The organism is Psychrosphaera sp. F3M07 (assembly GCF_018860345.1).
GTDB classification, from domain to species: Bacteria; Pseudomonadota; Gammaproteobacteria; order Enterobacterales; family Alteromonadaceae; genus Psychrosphaera; species Psychrosphaera aquimarina.
This window is the reverse complement of the sequence record NZ_JAHKPJ010000028.1, coordinates 42,108-55,812: the sequence shown is the minus strand read 5'-3', so window position 1 is coordinate 55,812 and position 13,705 is coordinate 42,108. Positions and strand designations below refer to the sequence as shown.

Here is a 13,705-nt window from a genome sequence, read left to right as displayed (position 1 = left end):
AATCTTAATAAAAGTTGTGATCAATGCGAAGTAAAATATACCTACTCACTTTGTGTATTGTTTCATTATTCAGTGAAGTTAATGCCAATGAAAATGATATAGAAGTGATCGAAGTAACGGCGCAAAAGCGTAGCCGACCAATTCAAGATGTTCCTATTTCAATGCAAGCATTTGATGGTGAGGCTTTGGAAAATTTTGGTGCGGATGACGTCAAATCTATCCTGAATATATTGTCAAATGTCTCCTCTAATGCGTCTAGCGATTTAAATTCGGGTATTACAATCCGGGGTGTCGGTACGAATAACTTTCATGCAAATGTTAACCAAGCGGTTGGCGTTTACATAGATGAAGTATCAATGAGTTCACCATTTTCAGGAGCCATTGGCTTATTTGATGTACATGCCGTTGAAGTCTTAAGGGGACCGCAAAATAGTTTATTTGGTCGCAATACGACAGGCGGTGCAATTAACTATACTTCCAATAAGCCGCTGTTGGATGAATGGTCTGGGCGTGTGAAAATTGGACTTGGTAATGCAAACTCACAGGAATTATTAACGGTTTTGAATGCGCCGATTGGAAAAGATATGGCGCTACGATTTGCTCATCAATCACAAAGACAAGATGGCTTGTTTAAAAACCTTGCAACTGACAACAATGCCCAACCTCTGGGTAAAACAAATTTGGGTGATAAAAAACGAGATTCATCTCGGTTGCAATTTAAATGGGAACTGCAAAGCAACTCTGAGTTATTAGTCAACTGGCAATCAGCGAAAACCGATGGTTCTAAAATGGGTTATAAAGCCATGGGTACTCGTTCAGTCGATGACCCCTACTTATTTATTAACGGCAAACAGGACTATATAGACGCATCTGAAATAGACGATAGGGCACTAATTAGCCCTTTATTAACCAATGTTAATTTTGACAGTTCATCAAGATTAAACACTGTTGACCGTAATGGTTTTAACCCTGCAACGGGCAATAAACATCAAGCGTATAATGTATCAAGTGGTACTGCACTGGTAGAAGTTGAGGGTAGTTTTATTAAAGCACAACATGACTTTGACAGTGGGATGCAGTTTTTGTCCATAACTAGTGCGAACAATATTAAGGTTAATAATGCAGAAGAGTTATCTGGCACAAACTCGCTGCAATTTATCGCCTATCAAGATGGTCGTTATCAACAAATATCGCAAGAGTTTAGATTGTTGTCTAATGACGATGCTGAAATTAACTGGTTAGTCGGCTTATATCTGTACCAAGAAAATATGGAGCTATATACGATTGTTCGGCGTTTTAATTACATTGGACCAAGTGGCAATATACCTCGTGAGATAATGCCATTTAATTACTTGGATCAAACCGATAAAGATATTTCAATTTATGGGCAAACTTCCTGGGCATTATCCAATAAATTAAACGCTACGGTAGGGCTTAGGTATTCCAAAAATGATAAAACGGCGGAGTCTACATTTGGCGTAGCGGCAAATTATAATACCCCACCGAGTAACAATACTAACGGATCTAATATCCCCTTTAATACCGCTACGGATCTCATTTTTGATAATGTGCCATTAGATCAATTTATCTCAGGTGAATTTATTGAATCTTGCCGGGAAAGAGAAGCTGGAGGGTGTTTTGTTGTACCCTCGACTCAGTCATTGTACGAGTTAGAACAGTCACTAAGCGAAATTTCTGGTAATGTCATTTTGGATTATCAACTCAAACCTAACACCCTTATTTATACAAGTTACAGCCGAGGGTTTAAATCAGGGGGATTTGATACAAGAGCATTATCCTCGTTATTTGGCGATGGCGCGGAACAAGCATTTAAACCTGAATTTTTGGACGCTTATGAGTTGGGAATTAAAACGAATATCACATCAAATTTTCAACTAAGTGCCGCGAGCTTTTTTTATCAATGGCATGACTTACAAACCTTTGGTGTATTCGAAGGGCAACCACAATATGTAAATATTCCATTATCTGAAATCGTCGGATTAGAGCTCGAAACCAAGTGGTTACCTGCACCTAGTTTGGATGTGCAAACCTCATTGGGATTATTACAAAGCGAAGTGGTTGATGTTGGTGGATTAACAGCAGCCGATGAAACTCACCAACTGACTAATACACCAGAAACCACATTTAATCTGTCAGTAAATAAAGCGATTGAATTTGACAGCAGCTATGTACTTTTGCATTTAGATAGTCGATACGTCAGTAAGCAACTCGATAGCTTAACATTTGATAGAGATTTTTATTCAGAGAAAAGCGAGCAGTTTTGGCTTAATGCATCCGTCGGTTATTATTTTGGTACAGAGCAGCAATATAAGTTAGGCTTACAACTAAATAATATTACAAAAGAATCGCATTGTATTGATATGGGAGGGATAGACTTTTTTGCTCCTAATACCAGTGCTGACTCAAGTTCCACAGGTATAGACTTAGCATCTACAGTTACGTGTTTACCTTCAGAAACTAGCGGTCAGCAGATGATAGGAGCTAGTTTTGATTACCACTTTTAATCCAATAGTGCAGGTTATGTATACATTACAAAGTTATCAGCCAATATGAAAATATGGCATGTGTTACTTATTCTATTGCTGAATATTCCCAGCGGTCAGCTGTTGTCGGCACCTGCAGATAAATCAGAAACTTTTCAAGTATTGTACATTAGTTCAATAGACTTATTTCTTCCTTGGCAAACCAATCTGATAAAAAGCATGCAACATCAGTTAACGTTTAGTCAGAGTAATATTAACTTGTATGCAGAAACCTTAGATAAAGGACGGTTTAATAACGATAAAAATGTTCACAATTTTGCGCATTATCTTAAGCAAAAGTACAGCGATGTAAAACTAGACTTAATTATAAGTGAAGGGCCTGCAGCGGCCTATTTTTTGAGAGATCTTGGAGATAACTTAAAGAGTAAGAAGCGGATTTATGTGAGGCCATCAAGTACGTTTTCAAAAGCGTTGCCAGCGGATCAAATTGCTATTACAACAGGGAATGATTACGAAAAAGGAGTTAAATTAATAGTAGATTATCATCATCCAAAACAGGTCATAATAGTGACTGACAACCAAGGGCATTTATCCTTCGATCACTATTTAAATTTGACTAAGTTGTTTAATGAAATTGCCCCTAACATACCAGTAAAACCTTTATTTAATAGGTCATTAGCAGAGCTTGAGAATGATTTATCAAATTTACCCTCCGATTCTGTGGTTATTTTCACACCAGTGTTTAAACAACGTAATGGTCATAATTTAACGCCATACCAAGTGTTAAATATAATTAGCAAAGGAACATCAGTACCCATTTTTTCTTTTTGGAAATCCTTATTAGGCTCAGGAGTTCTTGGTGGCTACATGTTGTCAGCTGACTTAATTGGTAAAGAGTTGGCAAATATAATGATCGACATTCAAGCGGGGAAAAACTTCAACCATAATAAGTTAGAAGGTATAAATTCCATTTATTACGATTGGCGACAATTGAAACGTTGGGGGATATCGATTGAGCAAATACCAGAAAGTGCCGAACTTGCTTTTTACGAACCTACTTTTTTTGAGCAATACAAAACACAAATTATAATGATCATTTTCGTGTTAACTGCGCTAGTTTTGTTAGTGTTATTGTTGCTTAAAATCAACCGCAAGCGATTGTTAGCAATTGGTGCTTTAAATAGAGAACGCGCATCTTTGGAGGATAGGGTTGCAACTCGTACTAAAGAGTTAAGTATTTCGAAAGAAGCCGCGGAAAAGTCTTTGTTAATAAAGTCTGAATTTCTCGCTAATATGAGTCATGAGATTCGAACCCCAATGAATGGTCTTATTGGTTTGTCGCAACTACTGATGAAGACTAATTTAGATGAACAACAACAGGATTATTTAGCCAAAATAGAGATATCAACAAAACACTTGTTGGTGATCATAAACGATATATTAGACTTATCTAAAATTGAGTCGGGTAATATCCAACTCGAACAAGCACCATTTAGCTTGTATAACGTGGTGGAAATACTTCAAACCTCGTTTGCTGCATTATGTGAAAGCAAAGGTATTACTTTTAGTATTGAGATGGATAAAAATATTGTTCATGAATTAAATGGTGATGTAGTGCGTGTAAACCAAGTACTATTAAATCTATGTTCTAACGCTGTTAAGTTCACAGAAAGTGGGTTTGTTAAAGTTCATATCAGTTCAGAAGTAGTTAGTAACCAAACACCACAGTCGATAGACGTTCTTTTTTCAGTTGAAGATTCAGGTATTGGAATACCCGCAGACAAATTCTCCACGTTATTTTCCTCTTTTACCCAAGTAGACAGTAGTACCACAAGAAAATATGGTGGCACTGGTCTGGGATTATCTATTAGTAAATTGTTATGCAAACAAATGAATGGGAACATTGACGTGACAAGCACTGTGGGTAAAGGCAGTGTATTTAAGGCTAAGATGCGTTTCAATCATAGCCCAACTAATTTACTACAAGATTACGACATCACATTTAAATTTGATGTACCTATTAGGGCGTTAGTAATTGAAGATAACCTAACCGCACAACAAAATTATCGTGAAGTGTTAGATAAAATGAACGTATCTCATACAATCTGTAGTTCAGGTAAAGAAGGAATTGATAATTTAACAGCTGGGGCGTTACCTGATGTTATTTTGTTAGATTGGATCATGCCTTCCATGTCAGGTTTTGGTTTTTTAACTACGATGCGTTCATTAAAATTAGAGACTGAACCAAAAGTGATTATTATTTCAGCGTTGAATAAACATTCCGTTAATACACAGTTAGACGGTATGCAGGTTCAAGACATTTTAGAAAAGCCCTGCTCAAGCTCTCAGTTATTTCAAGCATTACAACAATCAATTGAACAGACTATACCAAAAGCGTTAAACGCTGAATTGCCCTCTAATCGGTTGCAAGGCTTGCATATTCTGTTAGCGGAAGACAATCTTATTAATCAATTTGTCATGCAGCAGATCTTACAGCGAGAAGGGGTGGAATTATTAACGGTCGCCAATAATGGCCAAGAATGTATAGATAAACTAAAGCAGTTAGATAAAGTAGATATTGTTTTAATGGATATTCAAATGCCGGAGTTGGACGGTGTTGAAGCCACGAAAAAAATTCGTGAATTAACTTTTAAACACCAAAACGTGCCTATCATAGCGTTAACTGCAAATGTATTAGAAGTCGACGTAAATGCATATTTGGCAGCAGGGATGAACGCACATTTGCCAAAACCGGTTAATTTAGAAAATGCGGTGGCGGCAATTTTAAATTGCACAAAAAAATGAATTACTCAAAGCGAATAGTTAGTTAACACAAGGACAAAGTTTTCCTTGCATTAAAATGACGCTTAGCTATCTTCGATAGTTAAGTATTTCAATTTTTACCATTTAAGGTTCGAGATGTTTACTAAAAAAATGATGGAAGATGAATTTCGTGAAGAAGAGTGTATTTTGCGAACTAAAAGTGGTTTAACTATGGTTGGAGTTACTGAAATTTATACGGATAAGTTCATAATATTTAGACCTGAGCCATCAAATGTAAACGATGATGATAGCGCTGAAGAAGACGATAACGAAGTAAGTATTCTAGAGTGTAAACGTATTTTTATACCTTATGACACTATCGAAATGGCCGCATTGCTCGATTAGGAACGACCCTGTAACTAAATCTGTGTAACTGCCAGGTTTTAGGTAACATCTTTTCTTTGGTTTTCGAATTCAATCAACTGAAGTTTGTATCTCAAGGGATATCTAACCTCAACCCAAAGGGGGATATTTATCACCCCAACGTCGTTATCAGCTTATTAAATAGAACGACTATTGTTAAATCTTCTGCCTAGCTGGATGCAATAAATAACCGCCAGAATTGCAGAATATGAAAGCTAAACAGCCCCTAGTATTCATTCCATTTAATTTCGCTTTGTTCAGGTAAAGAGCTTTTTACCTCTAATAACTTTCTATCTATTAAGTCGTTAGTGTTTCTGGTTATTGAGGTAAACAAATCTTCATCTACACAGCTTATATTCTCCAGTCCGACCCATGTATTTTTAGCTGAATGTTTAGCTGCGTACAAACAATGATCTGCAATATCTAATACACGCTCCCAACTTAATCCTGTTGGGTTATTTATAACAAACGGGAAACTGGCAAAGCCAATTGAACATGTCTTGTTGAGTATAGTGTTTTCGTCAATTACAAAATCGTGCATTTCAACGGATTTCCTTAGCTTTTCTGCTAGGGCCGCTGCATTTCGTCGATCAGAAAAGCGAGCAACGACTAGAAACTCTTCTCCACCCCAGCGGACAAGGTAATCAGTTTCTCTAAATACCTTAGTTAAAATAGACTTGATTTGCATTAATACCGAATCACCTGCAGAGTGACCGTAGATATCATTAACGAGCTTGAAGTTATCTAAATCGATTAAAAAAAAGATTAAATCTGATTCGTTATTGTTAAGGTCAACGGTAACGCCTTCCGCATTTAATGTGCGGTTTTTACGCAAAATAAGGTCAATATCACTTTTTAGATGATTGGTAACAAATCGCCGATTTTTTAATCCTGTTAATTCGTCTGTAACGCTAATTTTAGCTAACTCTTCATTTGCTTTTTGCAAACCTAGTGTTCGTTCCACCACTTTCATTTCTAATTCTTCATTGATTTTTTGAATAAAAGTAATTTTATTACGTTGGGCACGTACAAAATACAAGGCAATAACAATGGCAGTGATAAAGTACAAGGTATACGCCCACCATGAAAACCAAGGGGGAGGTAAAACAGTAATGTTTAATGATGCGCCTTCTTCGTTCCAAATGCCATATGGGTTACTGGCTCTCACCCTTAATATATAACTGCCTGTTGGTAAGTTGGTATAGGTTGCTCGTCGATTTTTATAATCTGTTTTTATCCACTGTTTATCAAAGCCGTCCATTTTATAAGTGTATTGGTTTTTGGTTGGATTAGAAAAATGCAACGTACTAAATTCGAAAGTAACTAAATTTTGTTGGTGAGTTAAGATTATGTCAGATGTAGAGTGAATGGCTTGTGTTAGAGAATATTTATTGTTCAACGCATTCTTAATGATTTGAATATGATTAGAGTCAACCATTTCTGAGCTACTGACCGGAACCGATTGGTTAGATAGCAGCATGTCGGTAAAAGTTACTTTAGGGTATTGTGTATTAGCTTCTATTTTGTCAGGAAAAAAACGATTAAAGCCATTAATGCCGCCAAAAAACAATTCTCCCTGTTCATTTTTAAAAGAGGCATCAGCATTAAACTCGTTACTTTGTAACCCGTCACCCATATTGTAATTTTTGAACGTATTTGTTTTAAGGTTAAAGTTGGACAGCCCCAAGTTAGTACTTAACCAAATATCCTCGTTATGGCCTTCTTCTATACGATAGACAACATTATTTGCTAGTCCGTCTTCTTCAAAGAAGTGAGTAAATTTTCCAGTTTTGGTATCTAATAAATTTAAACCACTTGCTGTACCTACCCAAAGGTTTCCCTGTTGGTCTTCTTTTATTGAATAGATAGTATTGTTACTTAGACTATTAGGGTCTGATTCTAAATGTTTATAATGGGTAAATTGTTCCGTTTTGGGATTGAAGTGATTAAGCCCGCCCCAAGTCCCCAACCAAAGATTGCCTTTACTATCTAAGGTAATAACCCGAACACTATTATTACTTAAACTGTTTGGGTTAGATTGTTCCTTTTTGTAATGAGTAAAGGTTTGTGTTGATGGGTTAAATTTATTAAGCCCTTTCCAAGTACCGAGCCAGATATTACCCTGTTTGTCTTCCGTTATTGCGCTTACTGCATTATCACTTAAGCTGTTAGTGTCATTGGGGTCATGTCGATAATGACGGAAGGTTTTGGTGGTTGGATCAAATACATTTACGCCTCGACTGTCAGTACCAATCCAAAGGTTGTTATGTTGATCTTCAGTGATGACATAGATTTTATCATCGTTCAGAGCGTTTGGGTTTTGAGGATCAGAACGGAAATGGGTAAACTGTCTTGTCTCGGAGTTAAATCGATTTAGTCCTCCCCCCCAAGTACCAACCCAAAGATTACCTTTATGATCTTCAGTTATAGCTCTTATTATATTATTACTTAGACTGTTAGGATTAGAGTCTTGATGGCGGTAATGAGTAAAATGTTTGGTGAGTGAATTTAAACGATTTAACCCTCCGCCGTCAGTACCAATCCAAAGATTACCCTGCTGATCATAAATGATGTCCCGGATAATGTCATTGCTAAGACTATTGAGGTTAGTTGATTGATTACGATAATGAGTAAAATGGTTAGTTTTAGGGTTAAAGTAATTAAGGCCACCTCCTAGAGTTCCTAACCAAAGATTACCATGCTCATCTTTAAGAATCGTTTCAACTTCATCATTGCTTAAGCTATTTTGATTTGTTTTGTCATGACGGTAATGAGTAAATTTCTGAGAATTTTTATCATAATAATTCAATCCACCTCCTTTTGTGCCTAACCAAAAGTTACCATGTTTGTCTTCAACTATGGCGGTGACGGTATTATTACTTAAACTGTGAGGGTCGCTATTTTGATGATTATAGTGAGTAAATTGTTGTGTATCTGTATTAAAATAATTAAGGCCACCACCCCATGTACCAATCCAAAGGTGACCATTTTTATCTACTGTAATTTCACTAATGGAATCACTACTTAAACTATTCAGGTTCTTTGTTTTGTGCCGGAACTGTGTGAATTTTTCAGTTTTAGAGTTAAAGCGATTTAAACCCGCGCCATTCGTTCCTATCCAAATATTCTCTTGCAGATCTTGAGCAATAGCATGGATGCTATTTCCACTTAAGCTATTGGAATTATTAGGTTGATGCTGGTAGTGAACAAACTTTTCAGTAATAGGGTTAAAGCGATTTAAGCCACCATTTCTTGTTCCTATCCAAATATAACCTCGTTTGTCTTCAAATAGAGCTGTCACATAATTATTTGATATGGATTCTGAACTGTCAGAATTGTTTTTGAAAACTTTAAATTCGTAACCGTCGTAGCGCGCTAATCCTTCTTCTGTTCCAACCCATAAAAAACCTTGCTTGTCTTGTATGATGGCTTTAGCACTGCTTTGGGGGAGTCCATGTTCAATAGACAATTGTTCAAAACGAGTAGATGGTCCCGATGCGATAGCTGATGATAATGAGAGCACAATGGCTAAACAAGCTAATAAGAGAAGTCTAAGGTTTTTTGTCAAAAGTTTGAATTCCATAATATTTCAATTGAGAAATTTAGTATTAATAATTCTAATTACAGTTATAGCTAAATTAGCATTGCCATTAGTAACACAAAATACCAGTCCAATGTTGCACTATTACAACAAATCGTGAATAAGGTGGTTATTTGTACTTAACTCAATACTCCCAAGTATAGCTTACGATGTAACTAGCATCCTGCCGATAACTATGAACAGCTACACATTGATTACCTAAATGACTGCATATTTCTAGCTAAAATATAAAATAAGTATTAAAAAAGCCCGTAAACACAGTTTACGGGCTTTCTTGCATCATGTGAAACTTAATGAGTTTCTATGAAACGGTGTGATGTTGTTTACATCATGCCGCCCATTCCACCCATTCCGCCCATGCCACCCATGTCAGGCATAGCAGGAGCAGATTCTTGTGGTGTGTCAGTGATCATCGCTTCTGTTGTGATCATAAGACCAGCAACGGATGCTGCGAACTGTAACGCACTACGAGTTACTTTAGTTGGGTCAAGAATACCTAAGTCTACTAAGTCAGCAAATGTGTTGTTTGCTGCGTTGTAACCGTAGTTACCTTCACCTTCTTTAACTTTATTAACAACAACTGAAGCTTCATCGCCAGAGTTGAATGCGATTTGGCGTAAAGGCGCTTCCATTGCACGTAGGGCAATTTTTATACCGTGAGTTTGGTCTTCGTTGTCACCTGTTAAACCAGCTAATTTAGCTGCAACACGTACAAGTGCAGTACCACCACCGGCAACAATACCTTCTTCTACCGCTGCGCGAGTCGCGTGAAGCGCGTCGTCAACACGGTCTTTCTTCTCTTTCATTTCCATTTCAGTTGATGCACCAACTTTAATTACGGCAACACCACCAGAAAGCTTAGCTAAACGCTCTTGTAGTTTTTCTTTGTCGTAATCAGATGTTGATTCTTCAATTTGAGCTTTAATTTGAGCAACGCGGCCATCAATACCATCTTGTTCACCAGCACCATCGATAATAGTTGTATCGTCTTTAGTGATAACAACACGTTTAGCAGTACCTAGGTCTTCAAGTTGTGCTTTTTCTAGTTCCATACCGATTTCTTCAGAAATAACAGTACCACCAGTTAATACAGCGATGTCTTGTAACATGGCTTTACGACGGTCACCAAAACCAGGTGCTTTAACCGCTGCAACTTTAACGATACCGCGCATGTTATTTACAACTAGAGTCGCTAATGCTTCGCCTTCAACATCTTCGGCAACAATAACTAATGGCTTACCCGCTTTAGCTACGCCTTCTAATGTCGGAAGTAATTCACGAATGTTAGAGATTTTTTTGTCTACTAATAAGATAAACGGAGAGTCTAATTCAACTGAGCCATTTTCTTGATTAGTCATGAAGTAAGGTGATAAGTAACCACGGTCAAACTGCATACCTTCAACAACATCAAGCTCTGTTTCTAACGCTTGACCTTCTTCAACAGTGATAACGCCTTCTTTACCTACTTTTTCCATTGCTTTAGCAATGATGTCACCAATTTCAGTGTCAGAGTTAGCTGAGATAGTACCTACTTGGGCAATTGCTTTGCTGTCTGAACATGGAACTGATAATTCTTTTAATTCTTCAATTGCTGCTTTAACCGCTTTGTCGATACCACGTTTTAAATCCATTGGATTCATATCTGCAGCAACGGCTTTGATGCCTTCACTAATAATAGCTTGTGCTAATACTGTTGCTGTAGTTGTTCCGTCGCCCGCTTCATCATTGGCTTTAGAAGCAACTTCTTTCACCATTTGAGCGCCCATGTTTTCAAACTTGTCTGCAAGTTCGATTTCTTTTGCAACAGATACACCGTCTTTAGTGATCGCTGGGCCACCAAAAGATTTGTCTAAAACCACGTTACGGCCTTTAGGACCTAATGTTACTTTTACTGCGTCTGCAAGTACGTTTACGCCTGCTAACATTTTGATGCGTGCGTCGTTACCGAATTTTACGTCTTTAGCTGCCATTTTTATTTCCTATATATTCTTTTAATTACTTAATAATAAATAGAGTGGTGAGCGGTTACTTAGGGCTCACTACAATGAATAATTATTCTACAATTGCTAAGATGTCAGATTCTGACATGATCAAAACTTCTTCACCGTCTAACTTTTCAGTTTTAACGCCATAACCTTCACTAAATATAACCGTATCACCAACTTTAACGTCTAACGCTCGCACGTCTCCGTTTTCTAAAATACGGCCATTGCCTACTGCAATTACTTCACCGCGAGTTGATTTTTCTGCTGCTGAACCTGTTAATACGATTCCGCCAGCTGATTTAGTTTCTTGTTCATTACGTTTAACAATTAAACGGTCATGTAGAGGACGAATAGTCATTTATCATAATCTCCAGATTTAGGGTTTATATTATGCTCTAAGGCATTCTTTAAGTTGCAACTATAGTGGGGGTGTTTACTTCAATTCCAAGTGATAAAAGTAAAAAATGTTGTGATTGCAGCTGACAATATTATTTAATGCACATGCCAAGAAGGTTAAATATAAAAAGGAATGATTTTGAAGCACTGGATTTATCTATTCATCACGTTGTGGTTAATGACAATATCAAGCTTTAGTACTGCCAAGGTGGAATTACAAAAGCGTAATAAGGATTGTAAAAAAGATTGTTCTCAGTCGTTAATTGTAGGTGAACAACGGTTTTACTATAACCACAAAGCAAGATTACAAATCGGTGCTATTTATTCTGATATTGAATGGGCATTGGTCTCTTTACCGGTTTCGCGCGGGAAAAAAACAGTCACACATTATTATCTACACAGTTCAAAGAATCGGAAAAAATTTAGCACAACTAAAATGTGCTCGGGGTTAGATAGAGACATATCGGTACTAGGGGAAGTGGTTTGCATTAAAGAGAATTCAATTGATGTATTGGGCCGTTTTTCTGGTAATCAAAATTACCAATTTTCATTAATCCCCAATGTAAAGGTCGCGGTGATAGATCACTATCAAGGCGGAGTGATAAATTTTGCCTACATAAGTGAACATGCCAATAAGTATGATGAAGAACTATTAGAATATCAGTTACATGTAAACGATTTGAATAGTCTTAAATCATCAGATTCGAGCTGGTTAACGGCTCAAACTAATTTACATAAAAACAGTGATTTTGGAAATATTTTAGGCGTGAACTCCAGAGGTGATCGTCAGTTCTCAGCTGCTCTTTACGAATGGGTAAACGCATACAATAAAGCGCTAGTAGCTTATAACTTTTCGGCCAGTGGTATAGCCAATGTGGGCAAAGTTAATGCCAGTGAATTACACAATTTCGGTTTTGAACCTAATGTGGAAATGACAAAAAAAGACGTCACCTTTAGTGCCTTAAATAGTACAAGTGGTACACGTGAAAAATTTAGATACACCAATATTGAGTTAACTCAAATGCAATATGAGCAACACGAGTTTGCCAATGCGAGTTGGATGGAGTTTATGATTGGTGCTGGGTTCCAACCTGCGTTTTGGCATGTAAATCAAAAAGTAGAGGCGTCAGAGCAGAAAAAAGCGGTAACTGAGTACGATATGAATACCAACGTTTTAACATCGTATTATATGCAGGGACGATGGGGAGACAGTCAATTGGCCGTCAGTTTGTTGCAGAATAAGGCCAGAAAAACAGTTGATAACACACTCGAAAATGATGTGTTGCAAGAAGTGGTTAAAGAGTTTGTTGTACAGTATGACTATCACGGTCTTTTCTCCGGAGCTAATACCCTAAGGTTAGTATACGGGTCATTAAATGCTGGTGGCACGGCAAAGTATCAACTAGGCGAACAAGAACAGTCTCAATATGTATTTAATAGTAAAAGAGTGGTTTACCAAGCTTTAGTCATGGCGGAAAGGGGGATTTACTGGGGAGGATATTATTCTACTTATGCTTCGCCAAGTATGGTTGGTTTTGCTGATAACAATCGTCGTTTTGCTGGATCGGCATTTGATAAAAACTTTAAGCTGTCTAAGTTGGGTATGGTCATTGGTTATGACGAGGGCTGGTATGCGAGTCGTTATGAAACAGATTATAACCGTTGGTATGTCAGCGGTGAGTTTGGCTTAGGCGTCGTGCGTTTGCATTCGGGTAAAGCAGCTTTGTTAGATGCTGTGGGGACTGCAGAAGGTGATGTTCATGGTAAAAACAGCATTGATATAAAGGCGGTGTTGGATGCGGGTTATATATGGCAACGTCGGATTAAGTCTTTAAAAGGCCTTGGACTCTCTATTCTTGCTGGTTATAAATTTCAATATGAATATATCAGCCAAGATCCCGAAGATTCAGAGAAAGGTGAAGAGGATGGTTGGATCATTAATTACCAGCGACAAGACTTGATACATGGTCCGTATATTAAGTTAAACGTCATTTTTTGAACCTTACGCAGATAAAAAGAAACACGCTTAATCA

Annotated in this window: 7 protein-coding genes; 4 read left to right on the top strand and 3 right to left on the bottom strand. The window is 37.3% G+C overall.

The window, feature by feature from the left end:
* Window positions 1–23: 23 nt before the first annotated feature.
* From KO505_RS16490 to KO505_RS16480, 3 genes are all read left to right on the top strand, one after another.
* Complete coding sequence (locus KO505_RS16490) at window positions 24–2,525, top strand: TonB-dependent receptor (RefSeq protein ID WP_216056562.1); 2,502 nt, start codon at window positions 24–26, stop codon at window positions 2,523–2,525.
* Window positions 2,526–2,570: 45 nt separating this feature from the next.
* A complete protein-coding gene (locus KO505_RS16485; protein ID WP_216056561.1) occupies window positions 2,571–5,309 on the top strand; it encodes a response regulator in 2,739 nt (912 codons plus the stop codon).
* A 165-nt stretch (window positions 5,310–5,474) separates the two neighbouring features.
* Window positions 5,475–5,672, top strand: coding sequence for a hypothetical protein (locus KO505_RS16480; protein ID WP_216056560.1), 198 nt, complete (start codon window positions 5,475–5,477; stop codon window positions 5,670–5,672).
* A 244-nt stretch (window positions 5,673–5,916) separates the two neighbouring features.
* On the opposite strand, the gene KO505_RS16475 is transcribed toward KO505_RS16480, so the two are convergent.
* The 3 genes from KO505_RS16475 to KO505_RS16465 form a co-directional block, all read right to left on the bottom strand.
* Complete coding sequence (locus KO505_RS16475; RefSeq protein ID WP_216056559.1) at window positions 5,917–9,258, bottom strand: two-component regulator propeller domain-containing protein; 3,342 nt, start codon at window positions 9,256–9,258, stop codon at window positions 5,917–5,919.
* Between the two features lie 356 nt (window positions 9,259–9,614).
* Window positions 9,615–11,261 carry a chaperonin GroEL gene (groL, locus tag KO505_RS16470; RefSeq protein WP_216056558.1) on the bottom strand — a complete coding sequence of 549 codons (1,647 nt, stop codon included), beginning with the start codon at window positions 11,259–11,261 and terminating at the stop codon, window positions 9,615–9,617.
* Between the two features lie 82 nt (window positions 11,262–11,343).
* Complete coding sequence (locus KO505_RS16465) at window positions 11,344–11,634, bottom strand: co-chaperone GroES (protein ID WP_105051466.1); 291 nt, start codon at window positions 11,632–11,634, stop codon at window positions 11,344–11,346.
* Window positions 11,635–11,811: 177 nt separating this feature from the next.
* Between KO505_RS16465 and KO505_RS16460 the strand changes: the two genes are divergently transcribed.
* Entirely contained in the window at window positions 11,812–13,671 is a 1,860-nt protein-coding gene (locus KO505_RS16460) for a hypothetical protein (protein WP_216056557.1), read from the top strand.
* The last annotated feature ends 34 nt before the right edge of the window (window positions 13,672–13,705 follow it).